The sequence below is a fragment of the Comamonas composti DSM 21721 genome (assembly GCF_000429845.1).
GTDB classification, from domain to species: domain Bacteria; phylum Pseudomonadota; class Gammaproteobacteria; order Burkholderiales; family Burkholderiaceae_C; genus Comamonas; species Comamonas composti.
The window spans coordinates 20,837-42,481 of the sequence record NZ_AUCQ01000031.1 but is presented as its reverse complement, the minus strand read 5'-3'; the positions used below and the strand labels follow the sequence as shown (position 1 = coordinate 42,481).

General features: G+C 63.8%; 19 protein-coding genes and 1 pseudogene. 5 read left to right on the top strand and 15 right to left on the bottom strand.

Annotation, left to right across the window (positions count from 1 at the left end; translation table 11 throughout):
• Positions 1-22 precede the first annotated feature (22 nt).
• Positions 23-1,567, top strand: a complete 1,545-nt coding sequence (locus tag G486_RS0114710) for an MFS transporter (protein WP_027016230.1) — start codon at positions 23-25, stop codon at positions 1,565-1,567.
• A 25-nt stretch (positions 1,568-1,592) separates the two neighbouring features.
• Here G486_RS0114710 and G486_RS23150 read toward each other — a convergent pair whose 3' ends face one another.
• From G486_RS23150 to G486_RS0114685, 5 genes and pseudogenes are all read right to left on the bottom strand, one after another.
• Entirely contained in the window at positions 1,593-2,579 is a 987-nt protein-coding gene (locus G486_RS23150) for a porin (protein ID WP_169728599.1), read from the bottom strand.
• A gap of 156 nt (positions 2,580-2,735) precedes the next feature.
• Positions 2,736-4,400, bottom strand: coding sequence for an ABC transporter permease (locus G486_RS0114700; protein ID WP_027016229.1), 1,665 nt, complete (start codon positions 4,398-4,400; stop codon positions 2,736-2,738).
• Between the two features lie 281 nt (positions 4,401-4,681).
• Positions 4,682-5,647 carry an ABC transporter substrate-binding protein gene (locus G486_RS0114695; protein WP_027016228.1) on the bottom strand — a complete coding sequence of 322 codons (966 nt, stop codon included), beginning with the start codon at positions 5,645-5,647 and terminating at the stop codon, positions 4,682-4,684.
• A 484-nt stretch (positions 5,648-6,131) separates the two neighbouring features.
• Positions 6,132-6,822: pseudogene (locus G486_RS24765) on the bottom strand (ABC transporter ATP-binding protein); the annotation flags it as partial.
• A 39-nt stretch (positions 6,823-6,861) separates the two neighbouring features.
• A complete protein-coding gene (locus G486_RS0114685; protein ID WP_027016227.1) occupies positions 6,862-8,079 on the bottom strand; it encodes a M20 aminoacylase family protein in 1,218 nt (405 codons plus the stop codon).
• A gap of 205 nt (positions 8,080-8,284) precedes the next feature.
• Between G486_RS0114685 and G486_RS0114680 the strand changes: the two genes are divergently transcribed.
• Complete coding sequence (locus G486_RS0114680) at positions 8,285-10,375, top strand: molybdopterin-containing oxidoreductase family protein (protein WP_027016226.1); 2,091 nt, start codon at positions 8,285-8,287, stop codon at positions 10,373-10,375.
• Between the two features lie 267 nt (positions 10,376-10,642).
• Here the strand turns inward: G486_RS0114680 and G486_RS22415 are convergent, their stop codons facing one another.
• Together G486_RS22415 and G486_RS0114670 are read right to left on the bottom strand one after the other, a co-directional pair.
• Positions 10,643-11,698 (bottom strand): TraB/GumN family protein, encoded by a 1,056-nt coding sequence (locus tag G486_RS22415; protein WP_245587334.1) that lies wholly within the window; start codon positions 11,696-11,698, stop codon positions 10,643-10,645.
• Positions 11,699-11,709: 11 nt separating this feature from the next.
• Positions 11,710-12,732 carry a fumarylacetoacetate hydrolase family protein gene (locus tag G486_RS0114670; RefSeq protein ID WP_027016225.1) on the bottom strand — a complete coding sequence of 341 codons (1,023 nt, stop codon included), beginning with the start codon at positions 12,730-12,732 and terminating at the stop codon, positions 11,710-11,712.
• Between the two features lie 110 nt (positions 12,733-12,842).
• Between G486_RS0114670 and G486_RS0114665 the strand changes: the two genes are divergently transcribed.
• The 3 genes from G486_RS0114665 (at position 12,843) to G486_RS0114650 (ending at position 15,398) form a co-directional block, all read left to right on the top strand.
• Entirely contained in the window at positions 12,843-13,625 is a 783-nt protein-coding gene (locus G486_RS0114665) for an IclR family transcriptional regulator (protein WP_027016224.1), read from the top strand.
• A gap of 5 nt (positions 13,626-13,630) precedes the next feature.
• Entirely contained in the window at positions 13,631-14,833 is a 1,203-nt protein-coding gene (locus tag G486_RS0114660; protein WP_027016223.1) for a DUF3108 domain-containing protein, read from the top strand.
• Between the two features lie 274 nt (positions 14,834-15,107).
• A complete protein-coding gene (locus G486_RS0114650; RefSeq protein WP_027016222.1) occupies positions 15,108-15,398 on the top strand; it encodes a BTH_I0359 family protein in 291 nt (96 codons plus the stop codon).
• Between the two features lie 64 nt (positions 15,399-15,462).
• On the opposite strand, the gene G486_RS0114645 is transcribed toward G486_RS0114650, so the two are convergent.
• The 8 genes from G486_RS0114645 to G486_RS0114610 all read right to left on the bottom strand — a co-directional run bounded on the left by G486_RS0114645 (position 15,463) and on the right by G486_RS0114610 (position 21,613).
• A complete protein-coding gene (locus tag G486_RS0114645) occupies positions 15,463-16,542 on the bottom strand; it encodes an AbrB family transcriptional regulator (protein ID WP_027016221.1) in 1,080 nt (359 codons plus the stop codon).
• An 88-nt stretch (positions 16,543-16,630) separates the two neighbouring features.
• Positions 16,631-17,080 (bottom strand): c-type cytochrome, encoded by a 450-nt coding sequence (locus G486_RS23145; protein WP_156920038.1) that lies wholly within the window; start codon positions 17,078-17,080, stop codon positions 16,631-16,633.
• A gap of 8 nt (positions 17,081-17,088) precedes the next feature.
• Positions 17,089-17,532, bottom strand: coding sequence for a c-type cytochrome (locus G486_RS0114635; RefSeq protein ID WP_169728598.1), 444 nt, complete (start codon positions 17,530-17,532; stop codon positions 17,089-17,091).
• Positions 17,525-18,064, bottom strand: a complete 540-nt coding sequence (locus tag G486_RS0114630) for a methylamine dehydrogenase light chain (protein WP_051303542.1) — start codon at positions 18,062-18,064, stop codon at positions 17,525-17,527. Before G486_RS0114630 ends, G486_RS0114635 begins: the two co-directional genes overlap by 8 nt.
• An 11-nt stretch (positions 18,065-18,075) precedes the next feature.
• The gene (locus tag G486_RS0114625) at positions 18,076-18,672 is read right to left on the bottom strand and encodes a thioredoxin domain-containing protein (protein WP_027016218.1); all 597 of its coding nucleotides are present in this window, start codon (positions 18,670-18,672) and stop codon (positions 18,076-18,078) included.
• A 12-nt stretch (positions 18,673-18,684) separates the two neighbouring features.
• Positions 18,685-19,230, bottom strand: a complete 546-nt coding sequence (locus G486_RS0114620) for a MauE/DoxX family redox-associated membrane protein (RefSeq protein WP_027016217.1) — start codon at positions 19,228-19,230, stop codon at positions 18,685-18,687.
• Positions 19,230-20,390, bottom strand: a complete 1,161-nt coding sequence (locus G486_RS0114615) for an amine dehydrogenase large subunit (RefSeq protein ID WP_027016216.1) — start codon at positions 20,388-20,390, stop codon at positions 19,230-19,232. Before G486_RS0114615 ends, G486_RS0114620 begins: the two co-directional genes overlap by 1 nt.
• A gap of 551 nt (positions 20,391-20,941) precedes the next feature.
• On the bottom strand, positions 20,942-21,613 hold the full coding sequence (locus tag G486_RS0114610) for a glutathione S-transferase (RefSeq protein WP_027016215.1): 672 nt from the start codon (positions 21,611-21,613) through the stop codon (positions 20,942-20,944).
• Positions 21,614-21,645: the final 32 nt, after the last annotated feature.

The window sequence follows — 21,645 nt, the reverse complement described above, 5'->3', positions numbered from 1 at the left end:
TGCATTTGCAGCACCACAGACCATGAAAACCCCATTTCTGCCACGCTTCATGCACCAGCGAAAACAGCGGCTGCTGATGTGGCTGCTGGGCGCCCTGGTCGGCATGGAGTTCCTCGAAAACGGCATGTTCGTCTTCGGCTCCTCGTACATCCTGGGCGGCATGGGCGTGGCGCCGCGCGAGTTCGCCCAGGTGCAGGCCGCCTACGCCATAGGCAGCATGCTCATGATTGCCTTGCAGCAATGGCTGACGCGCCATTTCGGCTACCGCCACTATCTGCTGATCGCGCTGCTGCTCTACGGCGCGGGAGACCTGGCCTCGGCGAATGCCGACAACCTGGCCCAGCTGACCACGGCGCGACTGGTGCAGGGCATGGGCGGCGGCGCCTTCTTCATCAGCACACGGGTGCTGATTCCCATGCTGTTTTCCGTGCAGATGCGCCCGCGCGCCGTGCGCATCTACATGCTGAGCATCTTCGGCGTGGGCGCCCTGGGGCCCACGCTCTCGGCCTGGCTGGTGGAGAACTGGGGCTGGCGCTGGGTGTTCTGGAGCGTGCTGCCCCTGACCGTCCTGCTGGCCCTGGGCGTGCGCTGGCTGCTGCCGCGCCACCTGGGCCGCAGCGCCACGCCCGTGCGCTTTTCCCTGGCGCCGGTGCTCATGTTCGTGCTGGCCGTGGGCTGCGTGCAGTGGAGCTTTTCCGAAGCGCGTTACGAGCTCTTCGATCAGCCCGAGCGGCTGATCCTCGTGGTGCTCACCGGCGTGCTGCTGCTGGGCCTGTTCGGCCTGCACCAGTGGAAGCATGACGAGCCGCTGCTGCATTTGCGCGACCTCACGCACCCGGGCTTTCTCGTGGGCCTGGCGCTGTATGCGCTGTACTACTTCGTGATCAACTTCAGCAACTACCTGTTCCCGCAGTTTGCCGAACAAGGCCTGGGCATACCACTGCTCACCACGGGCTGGCTCAACAGCTTCTCGGCGGCCATCAGCCTTCTCGTTGCCGTCTTCTACCTGCGCTACGCGGCCCGGGTCAGCAACAAGCGCGCGCTGATGATGACCGGCTGCACAGCCATGGCCCTGGCCTGCTGGTGGATGAGCCGGATTGCGCCGGACGCACCGGCCAGCGCCTTGCTGGGCGCGCTCGTGATCAAGGGCTTCTTCGGCGTGCTCATGGTGCTGCCCGTGGCCGCGCTGACCTTTCGCGCCCTGGGCGACGGCCTGTTCGCCAAGGGCTACCAGAGCAAGAACATTCTGCGCCAGATGATGGCCTCCTTCGCCTCGGCCGTGGCCGCCGTGGCGCTGCAGGACAGCCAGTTCATCGAATACACCGAGCTCATCGGCCGCGTCACGTCCGGCAACCAGGCGGCCCTGGACTGGCTGGCCCGTACGCAGGCCGGCCTGGAGCAGCTCGGTTATGCGGCTGGCCAGGCCCAGGGCGCGGCCCTGGCGCAATTGAGCGCCGTGGTGCACCAGCAGGCCTTCTTCATGGCCTGCCAGAACCTCTACCAGTGGCTGGCCATGATGGCCGCGCTGGCAGCCGTGGTGGTTGCCGCGCAAAGGCATTTGAAGTGATGCCCGGGGCCGCCATGGAGCGCGCTCAGAACCTGTGCACCAGGCCCAGCGCAAAGGTGTTCTTCTCCGACAGCTTGGAGAATTGCCTGGCCTTTTCATTGGCCCCGCCCACGGTACCGTACAGATAGGTGCGCTTGGACAGGGTGTACTTGGCAAACAGCTCGAAGGCGGCTGCGCCCTTGCCCTGGGCGCCGTTGTCCATCTTGGTGATGCGCGCGTACTGCGCGCCCAGCTTCCAGGCGCCGAAGGGCGCGGCAATGCCCAGGCCCACGCCGTTGCCCTCGGTCTTCTTCTCGTTGCGCGTGTACATGGCGCTGGCTTCAAGCGGGCCGAAGTCGTATTTGGCGCCCAGCATGTAGCCGCCCTGGTGGTTGGCGTTGTTGGCCGTCAGCTGCCCGGCCAGGGCGCGTGGCTGAAACGCCGCGCCCAGCGACAGGCCGCCGCTCTTGTAATTGGCTGCCAGCTGCAGGAAGTTCTTCTTGGAGCCGTCCGAGACCTCGGACATCGCATAGGCCACGCGCGCCGTGAAGCCGCCGAGCTTGGGGCTTGCGTACTGGATCTGGTTGGACTGGCGCGCATCGACCAGGGCCGCATTCGCGGCCATGCCCAGCAGCTTCAGGGGGCTGGAGGCAGGCGCCGTGTTGTTGAGGTCGTACTCGCTCATGATGCGGTTTTGCGGCGTGGTCGTGCGCCCCATCATCACCGTGCCGAAGCCGCCTGAAAGCCCTATCCAGGACTGGCGGTCGAACCCCTTGGTCCAGGCGCCGGTATCGGGCGCAAAGCCGCCACCTTCGAGCTGGAAATTCAGCCTGAGCCCGCCGCCCAGGTCCTCGCTGCCGCGAAAGCCGAACACCGAGGTGGCGTTGTAGCTGGAGTCCAGCAGCAGCGCATCCGACTGGTAACGCTGGGCCAGGCCCATATCGATGAGGCCGTAAATCGACACCGAGGACTGAGCCAGCGCTCCTCCCATCCCCGTGGCCATGAGCATGGCCATGCATAGCTTCTTGTTCATTGCAATCACATTCGTTGAAAACACCAGCGCAGCCCTTGCTGCGCTGCCGGTGCGGATTGAACATGCGCGATGTGACAGCCTGGAGACATGGGGCCGGGCACCCCGGCCTGCGTACCCTGGACCCCACAGGCGCGGCGCCGTCATCAGGGCGTCACATCAGGCCGGCTCGCGCTGCTTGAGCAACTGCGCCGCCAGCACCAGCAGCGCGGCCACGGCAATAGCCACCAGGCTCATGGCCATGCCCTCGCCCACCGAGCCCTGCTCGAACTGGCGCCAGACATAGACCGACACGGTCTGCATGCCCGTGGGCGCGAGCAGCAGCGAAGCCACGAGCTCGCGCGAGGCAATCGAGAACACCAGCAGCATGGCCGCGCCCACGGCCGGCGCCAGCAGCGGCAGGACGATGCGGCCCAGCATGGTCCAGGGCCCGGCGCCATGCACGCGCGCTGCGGATTCGAGGTTTTCGCTGATCTGCTGCAGGGCCGCGTTCGCATAGCGGATCGGGTAGGGCAGCAGCAGGCAGGCATAGGCCATGAGCAGCATGACCCAGGTGTTGTAGGGCGTGATCGGCAGCCAGGGCTGGTTCCAGGCCAGGATCAGCCCGACGGCGACCACGATTCCCGGCATGGCATTGGGCAGCACCGAGACCGCATCCAGCGCCAGCACCCAGCGGCTGCGAAAGCGCAGCACGCAGTACGCGACCAGACTGCCCAGCGCCCCCGTGAGCAAGGCCACGCCCGCAGCCAGGGAAAAGCTGGTCGAGAGCGCGGACCAGGCGTCCGAGCCCTGCACGAAGATGGCCGCAAAGTGCCGCAGCGTGAAGTTGTCCGCGGCCACCCCGCCCGACAGCGTGCCCGTGAAGGCCGTGAGCACGATCGACAGCAGGGGCAGGAGCGTGGCCGCCAGCGCTGCCAGCGCAAACAGCGCAAGCACGGGCCAGCGCCACAGGCCCAGGCCTGCGCGCACCAGTTGCTGGGGCTTGCCGTCGGTGGTCGCATAGCCGCGCCCGCGCAGCAGGGCGCGCTGCAGTGCATAGGCGGCCAGGGCCAGCAGCATGAGCAGGCAGGACAGCAGGGCCGCGCCCGGCAGGTCGATGGGCCAGTCCGACAGGCGCCGCTCTATGCCCGTGACGAGCACGAAAAAGCCCACGTTGGAGGCCAGCACGGCCGGCGTGCCGTATTCCTCTATCGTCATGGCAAACACCAGCAGCGCACTCGCCGCAAGACTGGGCAGCATCAGGGGCAAGGTGATGCGCAGCAGCGCCTGCACGGGGCTGGCGCCGCTGATGCGCGCCACCATGGCCAGGCGCCCGCCCGCGCTGGCCGCCGCGCGCGAGACCGCGAAATACACCACGGGAAACAGGTTGAGCACCATCACCACCACCACGCCAGGCACGGAAAACAGCAGGCCTGCGCCGTTCCAGCCCAGGGCCTGCTGCCAATAGCCGGCGGGCTGCAGCAGCAAGATCCAGCCCATGGCCGCGATGTAGGGCGGGATCATGAAGGGGATCAGAAACGCCAGATCCCAGTAGCGCGCGCCCGGCAGATCACACAGGCCGCGCACCAGTCCCAGGGGCAGCCCCAGCAGCAGCGAGCCCGCCACCACGGCCAGCCCCAGGCCCAGGGTATTGGCCAGCAGACCGCCGAGCTCGCCCTCGCGCGCCAGCACCCGCCAATGCGCAAACGGGTTCGCCAGACTGGCCAGGGCGATATCGGGGAACAAGGCCTGCAGCAGCACATACAGCACCGGCACCACGACCAACAGCCCCATGCCCGCCAGGGCCAGAGCCGGCATGGCGCGCTGCGCCCGGGAATTGCTCATCTTCATTGTTCTGGTTTCAGCTCGGTAATCCATGGCCGGCCTCGGTACGCAGCGGCAGAAATGCTAGTGTTTTCAGTAGCTGCTAGCGCTTGCTATATATCGATTTCAGGTACTTTTCGATCTGGAATCCATAAAGAACAAGCGCTAGCAGCTCACTTAATTGATAGCCCAGGGCTCCAGCGCCCATGCCACGGGCCGCTCCCCTTCGCCCCGGCCCTGGGCGAGGCCGGCGCCAGATGCGTCCACTGGCGCACGACCAGGCAGCAGGCGCTTCAGAAGCGCTATTTCCACATCTCGCCAAAGCGCTCCAGCAAGGCCTGGCGGCCTGCGCGCTGGGCTTCGGACTCCGGGGCAAAGGCCTTGAACTCGGCCAGGCCCGGGCGCTGGGCGGTCGCATCGCTGCGCGCGGGAATCAGAAAGCTCCTGGCCACGATGGCCTGGCCTTCGCCCGAGAGCACATAGTCGATGAAGCGCCTGGCCTGCTCGGCCTTCTGGCTGCTCTTGAAGATCATCATGGGCCGGGCCGCGACCACGGTGCCGCTGGCCGGGAAGATGATCTCCACCTTCTCGCCCTTGGCGCGCGCCGCATAGGTCACATAGTCCACGGCACCGAAGACCGCAGCCTTGGCGCCCTGGAGCACGGGATTCAGCGCCTGGGCATTCGCGCCCGCGATCGCCATGCCGTTGGCCTTGAGCTCGCCGAACAGCTTCCAGGCCTGGGCGCCATGCCGGGACTGCAGGCCGGACAGCAGCTCCAGCGCCGTGCCCGAGCGCATGGGGTCGGGCATGTTGACCTTGCCCGCGAATGCCGGCTCCGCCAGGTCCTTCCAGTCCGTGGGGCGCGGCGTGCCGCTGGCCGGGTTCCAGGCAATCGCCAGCGCCGACAGGCCCTGGGCCACATAGCTCGGGCCCCGGTACTGGGCGGGAATAGTCCTGGCGTTGGGACTCGCATAGGGCAGCAGCCAGCCGCGCCTGTCCAGATCCAGGGCGCTGTCCCAGGAGGCCGAGATCAGCACGTCCACGCGCGGCTGGCCGGCCTCGGACTCCACGCGCGCCATGACCTTGCCCGAATCGGCCTGGAACACCTCGACCTTTTCTCCGCCCTGCTTCTCAAAGCCCTGGGCCAGCTCCTTGATCAGGCCTGCAGGGCCTGCGGTATAGACCGTCAGGGCCTGGGCCGTGGAGGCCAGCCCCAGGGCCAGCAGCCCGGCCCAGATGCGCGCCGGGCGCAGGTTGGCAAATCGCATGGGAAATCCTTGTGGTATCGATGAAGAAAAAAGACAGGCCCGGCCTCAGGCCCGCATGGCTAGGCTGCGGCAAACCATTGCAGGCGGCGCGCATCCACGCTGATCTCGACCATGGCGCGCGGCGCCAGCCGCTGATCGCAGGCCAGTTGCAGTGGCACATCCCATTCGGACTGCACCAGGGTATGGAACTGGCCGCAGCGGTATTGCTGGGACAGCACCTGGGCCTGCAGGCGCAGGGCCGCTGGCCTGGCAGCGCCGCCCAGCTGCAGCGCCGCATGCGGCACGAGCACGCGCGCCGCGCGGGCGCCGGGCAGGGGATCGCCGGCCGGTGCGGCCGGCATGGGCCGCAGATCCGAAGGCAGGGGCTGGCGCGCAATCATCCATTGCCCGCCTTCGCGCCGCGCAGGCACGATGGCGCCGAGCTTGAGAAACTGGGCCACATCGCAATGCGCAGGTGTGGACCACAGGGCCTGGGGCGCATCGAGCTGCTGTATGCGGCCCTGCATCATCACGGCCACGCGGTCGGCCATGACGCAGGCCTCCTCATGGTCATGCGTCACATAGACGGCGGTACAGCCCAGGCTGCGCAGCAGCTGGGACATTTCCAGGCACAGGCTTTCGCGCAGATCGCGGTCCAGATTCGACAAGGGCTCGTCGAACAGCACCAGACGCGGCCGCGCCACGATGGCGCGCGCCAGGGCCACGCGCTGCTGCTGACCGCCCGAGAGACTGGACGGCGCGCGCGGCCCCAGGCCCAGCAGGCCGACCAGGGCCAGGGTCTGCTGCACGCGCTCGCGGATCTGGCTGCGCGCCAGGCCGCGCATTTCCAGCGGAAAGGCCACATTCGCCGCCACGCTCATGTGCGGCCACAGCGCATAGTCCTGGAACACCATGCCCAGATCGCGGGCCTCCGGCGCCAGCGAGCTGCCGGCGCTGGCCACGCACTGGCCACCCATCCACAGCTCACCGCTGCTGGGCTGCTCCAGCCCCGCAAGAATCTTAAGCAAGGTGGTCTTGCCGCAGCCCGAGGGGCCGAGCAGGGCCAGAACCTCACCGGGCGCGATTCCGAGGCTGATGTCCTGCAGCACGGCGCGCTCGCCATAGATGCGCTGCAATTGCTTGATTTGTACGGCCACGCCATGGGCGGCAGCCGCTGAAGAGACTGGGGTTTTCACAGAGGCCGCATCCTAGAGTCGGCCTGTGACACACATGTGTCAAATCACTTCAGCATTGCCGGGCTGCAGCCAGCGCTGGGCCAGCCTCACCCAGAAACTCGCGCCCACGGGGATCAGCGCATCGTTGAAATCGTAGCTGGCGTTGTGCAAGGTGCAGGGCCCGCCGCCATGGCCCAGGGCGCGGTGGTCGCCGTCGCCGTTGGCGATGAAGCAGTAGGCGCCGGGCCTGTGCTGCAACATGTAGGCAAAGTCCTCGGCGCCCATCGAGGGCTCCTGCACCAGAACCTGGTCCTGACCCAGAAGTTCGAGCATGACGCCGCGTGCGAACTCGGCCTCGGCCGGCGTATTGATGGTCGGCGGATAGTTGCGCACGAACTCGAAATCGCAGCCCATGCCGTGGGCCGCGCACAGGCCCTGGGCCAGCTCGCGCATGCGCTCCTCGATCAGGTCGAGCACGGGCAGGGTGAAGGAGCGCACCGTGCCCTGCAGCTCCACGCTCGAAGGCACGACGTTCGTGGCCTCGCCGCCATGGACCATGGTCACCGAGACCACGCCGGCGTCTATGGGCTTGAGGTTGCGGCTGACGATGGTCTGCAGCGCCAGTATCAGCTGGGCCGCCACGGGCATGGGGTCGGCCACCATATGCGGCATGGCCGCATGCCCGCCCTTGCCGCGCACCACAATCTTGAATTCATTGCTCGACGCCATGACCGGCCCCGGCCCCACGGCCATGGAGCCGGCCCGCATGCCGGGCCAGTTGTGCATGGCAAACACGGCCTGCATGGGAAAGCGCTCGAACAATCCGTCGGCAATCATCTCGCGTGCGCCGCCACCGCCCTCCTCGGCCGGCTGGAAGATCAGATGCACCGTGCCCTCGAAGTCATGCCTGTGGGCCGCGAGATGCTGGGCTGCGGCCAGCAGCATGGCCACATGGCCATCATGGCCGCAGGCATGCATCTTGCCCGCATGGCGGCTCGCATGGGCGAAGCTGTTGGCCTCCTGCATGGGCAGGGCGTCCATGTCGGCGCGCAGGCCTATGGAGCGGCCGCTGGCGCCGCCATCGCGCCCCTGGATGCTGCCCACGACGCCGGTGCGCCCCAGGCCGCGATGCACGGCAATGCCCCAGCTCTCGAGCTTGGAAGCCACCAGGTCGGCAGTGCGCACCTCCTCGAAGCACAGCTCGGGGTGGGCATGTATGTCGCGGCGCAACTGCGTCATTGCGGGCGCCTGTTCGAGCAATTCCTTGAGCAAGGCCATGCATTCCTCCTTCGTGCAGATCGTGGATCACCAATGCCCGGGACCTGTGTCCCGGGCCTCGGCCATTTTCCACCGGATTGCCCCCGGCAACTTTCACTTGGAAGATCATGGGATTTAGATCGTAAACACGTTCTTACACAGGCGCCGGCCCCGGGGTCCAGGAATTTGCCTGAAAATTGTGCACCCAAGATTTGCGCCCGCTCTTATGCACGCCCAGACCCCACAACAGCAGCCCAGCCAGGTAATCGGCGCCTGCCCGCACGACTGCCCCGACACCTGCTCGTTCATCACCACCGTGGAAGAGGGCCGGGCCGTGCGCGTCCAGGGCAATCCGGCCCACGCGCACACGGGCGGGGTGCTGTGCGCCAAGGTCAGCAAGTACGCCGAACGCAGCCACCACCCCGAGCGCCTGCTGACCCCGCTCAAGCGCAGCGGCCCCAAGGGCAGCGGCTGCTTCACCCCGGTTTCCTGGGATGAGGCCCTGAGCGATATTGCCGCCCGTCTCGCAGCCATCGCCCGCAAGAATCCCCAGGCCATACTTCCGTACAGCTATGCGGGCACCATGGGCCTGGTCCAGGGCGAGAGCATGGACCGGCGGTTCTTCCACCAGCTGGGCGCCAGCCTGCTGGACCGCACCATTTGCTCCAGCGCCGGCAGCACGGCCCTGAGCCTGACCTATGGCGGCAAGTTCGGCATGCATGTGCAGCACTTCGCCGAAAGCCGCCTGATCCTGATCTGGGGCAGCAACAGCATCGGCAGCAATCTGCACTTCTGGCGCCATGCCCAGGAGGCCAAGCGCCAGGGCGCCAAGCTGATCTGCATAGACCCGCGCAAAAGCGAGACCGCCGACAAGTGCCACGTGCACCTGCAACTGCTGCCCGGCACGGATGCGGCCCTGGCGCTGGGGCTCATGCACGAGCTCATCGTCCACGACTGGCTGGACCATGACTATCTGCAGCACTACACCCTGGGCTGGGAGCAGCTGCGGGCCCGCGCCCTGGAGTGGCCGCCCGAGCGCGCGGCCGGGGTCTGCGGCCTGGAGGCTGCACAGATCCGTGCGCTCGCGCATGACTACGCCCACATGCAGCCAGCCGCCATACGCCTGAACTATGGCGTGCAGCGCACGCGCGGCGGCGGCAATGCGGTGCGCGCCATTGCCTGCCTGCCCGCGCTCACAGGAGCCTGGCGTCATCGCGCAGGCGGGTTGCTGCTGTCCTGCTCCAGCCATGTTCCAGCGCAGCGCGCCCACCTGCAGATGCCCGAGCTGCTGGGCCAGCGCAGGCCGCGCACCATCAATATGAGCACCATTGGCGACGCCTTGCTGCATGCGGGCAACGCCCATGGGCCAGAGCCTTTCGGCCCGCGCATAGAGGCCGTCGTGGTCTACAACAGCAACCCCGTGGCCGTGGCCCCGGAATCGGCCAAGGTCGTGCAGGGCTTTGCGCGCGAGGACTTGTTCACCGTCGTCATGGAGCACTTCATGACCGATACCGCCGACCTGGCCGACTATGTGCTGCCGGCCACCACCCAGCTCGAACACTGGGACATCCATGGCAGCTACGGCCATACCGATGTGCTGCTCAACCGCCCGGCCATTGCGCCCCAGGGCCAGGCGCGCAGCAATGCGCGCATCTTCCGCGACCTGGCAGCGCACATGGCCGCGCACAACGGCGCTTTTGCCGCCACGCACTTCCAGACCCCGGACGAGCAACTGTGCCGCGAGGCCATGGACGCAAGCCGCGTGGACTTCGAGCTGCTGCTGAGCCAGGGCCATGCAAGCCTCGATCTGCCAGAAGCTCCGTTTGCGCAGGGCGAGTTTGCCACGCCCTCGGGGCGCTGCGAGTTCGCGAGCAGCGTTCTCGCAGCCCAGGGCCAGGACCCCTTGCCCGACTATCTGCCGAATTACGAGACCGGCGCCAGCGATGCGCGCTATCCGCTGGCCATGATCTCGCCACCGGCGCGCAACTTTCTCAACAGCAGCTTTGTGAACGTCCAGAGCCTGCGCAATATCGAAGGCCGGCCGCTGATCGAGCTGCACCCCGAGGACGCAGCCGAGCGCGGCGTGAGCGAGGGCGACCTGGTGCGCGTGTTCAACCAGCGCGGCAGCTACGAATGCGCAGCCACGCTCAACGGCCGCGCGCGCAAGGGCGTGGTCAACGGCCTGGGGATCTGGTGGCGCAAGATGGGCCACAACGGCACGAACGTCAACGAGCTCACCCACCAGCAGCTCACCGACATGGGCAATGGCCCGAGCTTTTACGACTGCGCGGTGCAGGTCGAGGCCCTTGTCGCGTAGCCATCGACTTCCGCCAGGAGCATCAAGCATGGGCGTTGTGCCCGCCCCGCCGCTGCGGCTGGACCGAAAAAGGGCTTAGAACGTGTTTACGATCTCTACGCTGCCGCGTTGGAGCGCAATCGGGATGAGTTCGAGTCGATGGGCCGCAGCTTGCACCGGGGTGCAAGCAAGCCACAGCGCGAAGAAATCGCCCGATTTCGCTCCAACCCTTCGGGACAGTGCCTTTGCGGGCGGTCTACAGCATTGCGAATCCTCGCAATAGCACGGCTATTGCTGCGGTGTCGCGCCTCGTATCCCATCCCGCAAAGACACTGGCGCGGCACCGAGGAGATCGTAAACACGTTCTTTAAACTCCACGCGTTCCACTTTGAAGCCCTGGGCTTTCAGCAAAGCAGGCAGCCCCTTGGGGCCAACCATGTGCAAGGCCCCGACGGCGGCGAACACGCTGCGGCCTGCCTTGAGTTGCCGTGCAATCGCCTGCGCCATCTCCGGGTTGCGCCCATCGACCAGGCGCGCGAAAGCCTCGCGCTCGGCTGGGGTGTTGAGGCAATCACACCATTGGGGCAGGCTTTCCAGCAGATGGAGGCGCCCATCGGCCCAGATGCGGGACAGGGTCTGCAGCTTGCTCGCGGCGCTGCCGCTTTCAAGCTGGTCAAGAGCCGTGCTCACGCTCTCTTGCATGCGTTCGGGGTCGTCGGAAACCAGTTCGCGCAGTTGGCGCTGAGGCGTCTCCAGCCCCAGCAACGGCTTGCCCATGGCCTTGGCAATCCCGGCAAGCGACAGATCGATGCCATAGGCGACATCCAGCCCCTGCGCGCGCGCCGACTGGGCGATCAAGCTCATGACCCGGGCATCGGGCCTCAGCGACTGCAGTTGCTCGCCCAGGCAGGCTTGGCCGACCTGGGCCTGCAGACGGCTTTCCAGCGACGGCGGCAAGGGCCGGGCTTCAGGCAGAGCGCTCAGCCCTTGCTGCAAGGCCTGGAGCACGGCGGGGTCGAGGATATCGAGCTCCAGCGCCAGGCTGTCCGCCGCCTTCAGCGCGGACAGCACCGTGGGGCCGGGAGCCATCCAGTCCATGTAGCCCACATGCAGGGTTCCATAAAGCCAGCTGCTGCGCCCCTGGTGCTCTATGCGCCACAGCAGGCCGCGGTCGCGGGCGCGGCTCGCGATCCGTGCAAACTCCTGCTTGCCGGGCATGCGCGCCACGGGTGGACAGACCTGCGGCTCAGGTGCCTGTGGCTCCTGGTCCGAAAGGGCCAGCCCCGGCATGCAGGCCAGGGTGGTCAGCAGGCCACGGGCGATCCACGCCTTCAGACCACGCAAGCGTGCACCCCTCATTGTTCGGGCCCGGCAATGTTCTGATCTATGGCTCCGAAAATGCTCTGGCCATCCTTGCCCTTCATCTCTATGCGAATCGTGTCGCCAAAGCGCATGAAGTCGGTCTTGGACTCGCCATCCTGAATGGTTTCTATGCAGCGCTTCTCGGCAATACAGCTATATCCCTTGGGCCATTCCAGGCGTTTGTTCCTGCCCTTGCCGCTTTCCACGCCGCGATTGCTGACCGTGCCGCTGCCCACGATGGAGCCCGCGCGCACATTGCGTGTCTTGCAGATATGGGCGATGAGCTGGCCGAAGTGAAACGTCATCTCCTCGCCCGCATCGCACATGCCGACCTTGCGGCCGTTCCAGCTGCTTTGCAGCGTGAGATGCAGGCGCCCGCGCTTCCAGGCATCGCCGAGCTCGTCCAGCGTCACCGCCACGGGGCTGAAGGCGGTTGCGGGCTTGGACTGGAAAAAACCGAAGCCCTTGGACAGCTCGCCGGGAATCAGATTGCGCAGGCTTACGTCGTTGGCCAGCATGACGAGGCGGATGCCGTCGAGTGCCTGCTCAGGGCTTGCGCCCATGCCCACATCGTCCGTAATCACCGCAATCTCGGCCTCGAAATCTATGCCCATGGCCTCGCTGGGCACGCAGACATCGTCGCAGGGACCGAGAAAATCGTCGCTGCCGCCCTGATACATCAATGGGTCGGTGTAGAAATTGGCCGGCACCTCGGCGCCGCGCGCCTGGCGCACCAGCTCCACATGGTTGATATAGGCCGAGCCATCGGCCCATTGATAGGCGCGCGGCAAGGGCGCCATGCACTGGCGCGGATCAAAGCCAAAGGCATGGGGGGCCTTGCCACTATTGAGTTGGTGGTACAAATCCTGGAGCTGGGGCGCCATATAGCTCCAGTCGTCCAGCACCTGCTGCAGGCGGCTTGCGATGCCGGTCGCATAATGCGCCTGGCTCAGGTCGCGCGAGACCACGACCAGTTGACCATCACGCGAGCCATCCTTGTAGCTGGCAAGTTTCATGACTACTCCCTGCGCCCATGGCGCCATCCCTCTGGCGAGGGCTCCACAGTGATCCGTTTAAAATTACGGCAGGTTAAATTGATTTAACCAATCAAAATCATTCTATTGCAATGCACAAGGAACGCGCAGGAATTCAGTCAGTAGAGGTCGGCTTTGCCCTGCTTCAGGCCCTGACCCAGGCCAGGGGCGCGCAGATGCTCAAGGATCTCGCGGCTGCGGCCGGCATGAGTGCGGCCAAGGCCCATCGCTATCTGGTGAGCTATCAACGGCTGGGTCTGGTGACCCAGGATGCGCGCTCTTCACGCTATGACCTCGGGCCCGCGGCCCTCAAGCTGGGCCTGGCCTCGCTGTCCAGGCTGGACGCCGTGCGCCTGGCACGCGAGCGCATGCCCGATCTCATGCAGCAGCTGGGGCATACGGTGGCGATCGCAGTCTGGGGCAATCACGGCCCGACCATTGTGCATTGGGAGGAATGCGCCCAATCCGTGACGGCCAATCTGCGCCTGGGCGATGTCATGCCCATGCTGGCATCGGCCACGGGCCGCTGCTTTGCGGCCTGGCTGCCGCGCGAAACCACGGCCCCGCTTCTGGAAGCGGAGCAGGAGCGCGCACGCCTGGGCCGACGCCAGGACCTGCCGCAAACACCCGAAGCCCTGGCCGCCCTATTGGGCGAGGTTCGCGAGCGCGGTGCCGCGCGCGTGGTGGACACCGTACTGCCCGGCATCGTGGCCTTTTGCGCACCGATATTCGATGCCTCCGGCCATCTGGCCATGGGCCTGACCACGCTGGGCTCCACGGCCAGCTTCGATCCCGCCTATGACGGCGCCATAGACCGTCCGCTGCGCGCCAGCGCCGAACAACTCTCGCGCGACCTCGGCTGGGGCAGCACCTGATGCGCATGGCCAGCAAACCACGCACCCTGATCATGAGCATCTGCGCCGCACTTGCCGGCCATGCCCTGCTGCTGCAGGTACTGCCGGCTTCCGGGCTTGCTGTCGCCAAGCCCGCAGCACCTGCGGCCATCAGCATGCAGACGCGCTCGCTGCAACTGCCCGATCCGCCGGCCCCCACCCCTGTTGCCCAGGCGCCTGAGCCGGCGAAGGCCAGGCCTGTGATCCAGCCCAGGCCGGCCCCAAAGCCCAAGCCCCCACCAGCCGAACCCGCTGAGCCCACCCCGACCATCAGGCCTGTGGAGCTAAAAGCGCCTGCCCCGGATGTACTGGACACGCAGCCCCCGGCTCTGCAGGAGCCAGAAGAGCCGGCAGTTCTGGAGAGCCAGTCCGAGCCCGTCGTGACAGCCCAGGCCACGCAGCCGCCCCCGCCGCAAGCCCCCGCCGAGGCTGGGCCCGAACAGGATCAGGCAGCTGTAGCCGGCGAAGCATCCACCGAGCAGGAAAGCACCCAGCCTGTGCTTGTGCAGTTTCCCGATGGCCGGCCCTGGCCCCAGGACAAGCGGCTGCCCGTGCAGTTTCCCGATCCCGCGCTGCTGTCGTTCACGGTTACGGGCCAGGCCAAGGGCTTCAATTACTCGGCCAGTGCGCAACTGCTATGGCAGCCCGGAAACGGTCGCTATCTCGCGCGCCAGGAGATCAAGGCCTTTTTGCTGGGATCCCGCTCCCAGACCAGCGAAGGCCTGCTCACCCGGCAGGGGCTCGCACCCACGCGCTTTGCCGACAAGGGCCGTCGCGAGCAGGCGGCGCATTTCGAGTTCGAGCAAGGCCGGGTACGCTTCAGCGCCAACACGCCCGATGCCAGCATTGCTGCAGGGGCCCAGGACAGGCTGAGCGTCTTCCTGCAGCTTGCGGCCCTGATGGCGGCAGCGCCGCAAGACTATCCGGCCGGCACGCAGATCAGCTTCACAACCGTCAGCGCCAAAAGTGCGAGCCGCTGGGCCTTCAAGGTTGGCGGGCTCGAGCTTCTGAACCTGCCCATGGACAACCTGCAGGCCCTGCGCCTGGACAAGCTGCCCGGAGAGAAAAACGACCAGAAGGCCTCGCTGTGGCTTGCGCCTTCGCTGCAATATCTTCCGGCGCGCATACGCCTGGAGCAGAGCAATGGAGACTGGGTGGACCTGCAGCTCCAAGACCATGAGCAGCCCTGAGAGCGTATTCACGATCTCCTCGCGGCGCGCCTGCGTAGAGATCGTGAACACGCTCTGAGCGCCCCTTCACGCCCCGGTCATCAGGAAAGGTTGGCAGGCGAAGGCCTGATGCAGCTTTTCCCTTGGGCCGAGACTTGGCACGACCCGGCCGATTCCATGGAATACTGGGCCCAAGTGCCCTGCATGGCGGCAGCCGCCGGCAGGCCTTGAAAAATGGCACCTGGCAACCATTTAATATGTGCCATGACCTTTAGAGGTCGAGAAAGGGAACACCATGCAAATGCTTTTTGACTCCGAATCCTTTGTGGTGCTCCATCTGCGTCCCGACACGGACCCCGAGGCCGGCACCAGCCCCTCCCCCGAAAGCCTGCGCCAGCTGCCGCGCCACGGCTTTGAAATCGTGGACAAGCGCTCCGGCAAGGAGGTCTACCTGGACGGCACCTGGGCTGAAATGTTCCAAAAGCAGATCATGGCCTGGCAGCAGGTCGAGCCCACGGAGCAGGAGGTCGAGGAAATCCTTGACCGCTATACGGGCCTAGCCCAGCAGCCCGTGATCGTGCACTGACCCCGCCCCCGGGCGCCTCTCAAGGCGCCTGCCCAGCAAGAGCCTGCCCAACATCAGGCTCTTGTCATTGGGGCCTGCGTTTTTGCAACCAGTGAAAAATGGGGGCCACCAGCAGCAGCACGGCAATCAGCCGGCAGACCTGGAACGCCGTCACCAGGGGCACGCCCAAATGCAAGACCTTGGCCGTGATCGCCATCTCGGTAATGCCGCCCGGCGAAGTGGCCAGCAGCAGCGTCACCCAGGGCAGGCCGGTGATTGCATGCAGCATCCAGGCAAAGCCTGCGCACACGGCCATCAGCACCAGCGTGCCCAGCGCCACCGAGCCCAGCCAGCGCGGCGCGGTGCGCACGAACTCGGGCCGAAAGCGCACGCCCAGGCTCACGCCTATCACCAGTTGCGCCGCATTGATCAGCCCCTGGGGGACTGCGGACAATTCGCGCCCCGCCATGGTCAACAGCATGGAGACCAGCAAGGCCCCGAGAAACCAGGGATTGGCCCGCTTCAGCCAGAGCATGCCCGCCGCACCCAACCCCGTGAGCAGGACCATGAGCGCCAGGCCCTGGCCGTTGACCACGCGGATGCTGGGCGGCGCAAGCTCGGCCAACCCATGAAAGCCGCTCCATTGCAGCGCAAAGGGAATCGTCACCGTCACGATCACCAGGCGCAGGCTATGGCTTGCGGCCACGAGATCGGTGCGCGCGCCTTGGCGCTCGGCCAGCAGAGCCATCTCGGAGGCCGCGCCTATAGAGCCCGAAAAATAAGTCGTGGCATGCAGCCTGCGCGCACCCAACTCGCCCATATACGGTGCATGCATCTTGTAAAGCCATGCGCCAAAGCCCCAGCCCAGCAGCAAGGCCCAGGCGATGGCCAGGGCAATGGCCCACCACAGGCCGGCAATCTGCTCCACCATGGCGGGCGTGAAGTACAGGCCCAGCGTCGCGCCAATCGTCCACTGACCCGCATTGCGCAGCCGCACCGAGCTGGCCGTGGGCGCTCCGCATATGGAAGCCAGCGAAGTCGCGATCAAGGGCCCCAGCATCCAGGGCAGTGGCGTGCTCAGCCACAGACAAAGCCGCGCAGCGGCAAAGGCGCCGATCAAGGTCAGGACTATGCGCGGCAGGGAGGTGAAACGGAGAGAGGGCATGAGGCAGCAAAACCGGCAAACCCTGCAGTATCGCCGGACCTTGGCGGGATTCGCTGCCATGCATCCGGCCAGAGACCACAAACACGCTCTATGGCCAGGGGTAAGGAGCCAGCTCTATGCCCCTGGCGCGAAAGTACCCGGTCAAATGCCTGCGCAAGGCCACGATGTCCGGGACCTCGACCTTCTGCCTCACCTGCACCTCTTCTGCGGTGAAGCGCTCAAGCTCGTGCGGCGCCTTGGCCCAGCGCTGCGCAACATGGTTGAGTACGGCAGCAATCTCGTTTGCACTCAGGCTCGATGCCCTCACCCCAGGCACATGCGTGAGGTAGGTACGCCCCAGGTCATTGCTATACAGCGGATCCAGCAAGCCCGGAAAGGCCGGAATGCCCTGGTTCGGGGCGCCTGCTCCGTCCTGCCCATGGCATCCCACACAGCGCAGGAGGTAGTTTTTTTCCGCCGAGCGCTCGACGGCCAGTACATTGCAGGTGATTGCTCCCAGGCATGCCGCCAGCCAGGCGTTCTGCAGTATCTTGGCCATCCGCCATTTCATCGCGCCCCGACCTTTCTCATCTGGCGCAAAGCGCCATGGCTTGTCGGTGCTGCACGAGCCTGCTCTATCTCCGTGCTCCGGGCCTCTATCGCCAGCCCGTTGAGATCACGCAGCACGTAATCCACGATCAGCGACAGGTCTGTTGCAGGAACATGGTTTTGTGGCGGCATCGCCCCCTTGTACTGCTGCCCCAGTGCCTCGATGGAGCCAGACAGGCCCGAAGCGATGACCTGAGAGACATAGGCCGTCGCGTGAGGGCCCAGCGACGTCCACAGTTGTGCATTGCGCAGCGGAGGCCCGAGGCTGCCCGAGCCCTCCACTCCATGGCAGGCCACACAATGCCGCTCGTACAAGGTCTTGCCTTCAGGGCTGGCCCAGGCCAGGCCTCCAGGCAAGACAGCCCCCGACAAGACCGCAATCATCCATCGCGTCTTATTCATCGGCCACCCCCACAACCAGAGCCACTGTGCAGTGATAGCCCTTTTGCTCATTGGCCATGCACCAGTTCACATCGTTGTGCAGGCCCATGCGGTAACCAGGGCGCTCGCCCTTGCTATTGAGGCATTGGGTCGCACTATGCACCTTGGCCTTGCCACAGCAATCGTTATAGGAGATCAGATAATCCTTGCCGTCTTCGGGATTGTGGCAAGTCCCTACCCAGGATACCTTGGAGGCATCCGAGCCCGGAGGGCAGGAGGTCATGCTTCCACCAGAGTCGCTGCACAGTGCGCCATCCATTGCACACAATCTCCAATAATTGCAGTCCACGACCTCATCTGCTTTTTTTTCTGCCGCATATGCCAGGCCTGCCGAGCGATCGAATGGCAGCAGAGGTGTCAGTGCAGCACCCGCAATAAAGGCCCCGGTCTTAGAAAGCCAATGGCGCCGGCCCATGGTTATTGCGAAGTTTCTGGCCCGCGACTCAAACCTCGCATCGACCATTTTGGAAATCTTTCTGAACAAGTTTTTCATAAAAATATCATTCAATGGATTGCAGGGCCTTGCTTCATTAAATCCTGGATAGACATGTATCCAGATTCATGTGCATTGAAAATACTCTCTATTTGCTCACGGCTGTTGACCAGACCCTTCGATTTGATAATACCCTCCTTATCCAGCAAAACCGCAAACGGCAAACGAGCAACTTGATAACTCAAGCCCAGCTGGCTGGAGACGAGATAGGGAAAAATCTCCAGCCCCTGGTCTGAAATGAAGCTCAAATGCTTCTTCTGCGCCCCGTCGCTGGCAAAATAAATCTGCAACCAGTCTCTTTCCGATATTTGAATACTCTTCAGAGCTGGAATCAGTTTCTTGCAGACAGGGCAGGTCGGCGACAGAAAAAAGATAAGCGTGCTCTTCAAGGATGGGCCACCCACGACCACGGCTTCTCCCGTCAGGCTTGGCAGCACCATTTTGGACGACAGCTCTCCGAGCTTGGGGCCACTTTCATTGAGCATGGCACCCACGGGAGATATTCTTTCCAACAAGATTCCAATCTGTCTGGCCATGGCAACCGAGACCAGAGTCAAGACAAGAATGGCAAGGCACAGAACGCCCACAACAACAACCAGAATATGCATGATGAATCTTCTTCAGAGTGCATGAATTGACTGAAGCCGCCTGGCCTTGAAAAGCAAGCTCAGCGATTTTTCCAGCAAGGCGTATGCGGTCCACAGCAAAAATCCCAAGCCCATGGCCACGACCATATGGCTTGTTTCATTCAGGCTTTGGCTGGCGCATGCCGCAAGACATATCAGTGCGGCAAGCATCGTGTTTCTGATGACCAGACCCCAGCTCACTCGCAATGCAGCCCCGGAACAACCACATTCCAGATCGCGATAACCGGCAAGCCGCTTGATGGCCATTGCCACCCCATAAAGCAGCATCAAGCCCATTGCCAGCCCATGACCGACGCCACTTGATGGTGAAATCAACAACAGCAAGGATGCGATCAATTCGGAAATGGGCAGGAGATAAGTCATGGCCTCCGTCCACCCAGGGGAAAGCAGGTCATAAGCGGTCAGATGGCTGCGAAACAAGGCAAGATCGCAGAATTTTTGCCATGCACTGGCGATCAGCAAGATGCTCGCGAACCAGGAGATTACCCAGGCCAGCAAGCCGAGCTCTAGGGTCTGCATCACAAAGCTGCCCCGGTCAGCGCCATGATGGGATGAAGCCCGATATTCTTGGCCTGCTTGGTCCTTCGGCCTGCAAACTTGGCTTGCGGGTCCATTTCATAGCGCACGACCGAGCCTTCTTTTTTCATGCCGATCAATACAGGAATCTTGTCATTGCTAACTGCGATGGAGATCAGCTCATCGACAGACGTACGAAACAAGAGCTTGCGAGATTTCATATCCAATGCCCATACTTCTTGAGCCGGGTCTTTATGCGACCCATCCTTGGCATGAGGATGCATCTGCACAAAGAGCACATTATTGGGCTCGTTGTACGCAATCAGCTGCACGCCACTGGGAGCCCAGTCATCTTCAACGCCCTTGGCGAATTCAAAAACCTCTTTTAATTCAGGCCTCATGCCACTGTCATCCAGCCTGAAGATCTTTCCGGAAAATCCCACGAACAGCAAATCCTTTCCGGCTCTGGTGGCCACGGCTTGTATAGGATCTTTGTCTGCATCGAAAAAAGGCGGACTCTTTTTTATTTCCGAGAAGCTTCCATCCGGCCTGAAGCTCACTTTGCCCAGCGTTCCATCTCCGCAAATAGTAGAAAAGCTCAAATCATCCAGAGCAGGAAATACCCCCCAGCAGCCAGGTGTGGGAACCTCGGCCAGAGGCTTGCCAGCCTTGAGATCCACAATCGAGATCGATGTCGCAGGTGTGGCGTTTTGCACCAGCATGTAATTTTCATTGGCAGACAGGCCCACCATGCTGGTCAGCGTCTTTCCGTAGATGGATTTATCGGAAAGAACAATCTCTCTCTTTTCCTTCAAGGTCGCCAGATCAAACTCCTGCAATACATTCTCTGAAGGGCCTGACATCCAGCGCCTTGCATACACGGAAACCGTATACGCCGTTTTGGAGTCCTTGCTAAGCGCCAGCTGGCTGACCACACCCACGCTCAAGACTCCTTTATGCGACAGGTCATCGGTGCTCAGCACGTTGATGCGGCTTGCACCGTCCCAGCCGGCATCTACCACCAAGGTATTCGGACCGGGCTTGATTTTGGATTCGACGGTCAGCACTTCGGGCCTGAATTCCCTGGCTTCTTGCGAGAATGCAGAGACCCCGGCAAAAGAAGCAAAAAGCATGAGGCCACGCGCAATGGATTTGATTCGCATATGGTTCCTGGTGTTTGCATTTGAATAGCTGGCAACTACCGACATTCACATGGGATTTGTGATTTTCATAAGAGCGCCCATACGCTGTCGAACCAAGATTAATGCGACGCGTCAAGAATTCTGTCTCTCGCTCTTCAGAAAATGTCTACATCACGCCATTAGTTAGCAATACTCATGCCAGCATCTTTCCCCTGGATTTATCCAATCTTGTGCACCATTCATGTGCCAATTCAAATCCAGCGCACTGTTTTGTCCAATGAAATGAAGTCCTGCAAGAATATGGTGCAGGTTCACCTGTTTATCTCTTGGGAAGCAATATTTCCGGATATATCCAGCTGAAACGGGCCTCACGCCACAGATCAGATATCAAAACCTGCCTCAGCCTGATCGGTTTGAAATTGCAAGCCAAATCGGCATGTAGCGCTTATCCATCAAGCGCTTTCAGCTATCAAAAAAGTATTGCTTTATGTTCAGGCCGTGCCTGCCTGCGCATGCAGGCACGGCAGGCCAGAGCAGCCCGCAGAGTTCTTGCCAGACTCAGTGCCCGGGCTTCATTCAGACGCCACGCGACAGGCTCCGAAGGTGGGCCCGGTACTGCCTGGAGTCCAGGCCGGATAGGTTTGCATCGCCTCGGCAAACAGCGCGGAATCGATCCAGCGCTGCAGCCAGTCCTGTAGATGGGGCCAGGGCTGCTCGGCCCACTGTGCCTCGTCAATGCGTGCAAACTGGCGCACAAAGGGGCGCAGCGCCATGTCGGCCAGGCTGGGGTTGCGGCCAAACAGATAGCCGCTTCCGGCCAGTTGTGCATCCAGCGCAGCCAGCCAGCTGGTGGCGTCGGCCCGGGCCTGGTGGACCGCTTCGGCGCCGTAACGTTCCGGGTATTTGCAGCGGTCCAGCGCCTGCTTGAAAAAGCCGTCGTTGCGCTCTATCAGCGCCAGCATGTCGTCCAGGCTGCCCTGCGTGGGTGCGAGCCAGGCATCCGGGTCATGGCTGCGCAGCGCATGCAGCATCACGTCCAGGCTTTGCTCGATCACCACTCCATCGGCCAGTACCAGCACCGGCACCGTGCCCTTGGGTGAGGCATCCAGCAGGGCCTGGGGCTTGGCACGCAGATTCACTTCCCGCAACTCGCAGGCCAGTCCGGCCTGGACCAGCGCAAGACGCGCACGGATCGCATAGGGGCAACGGCGAAAGGAGTAGAGAGCTGGCAGGTGATCGGTCATGAAAAGCCTGGGCAGGACCGCTTGGGCCCGGA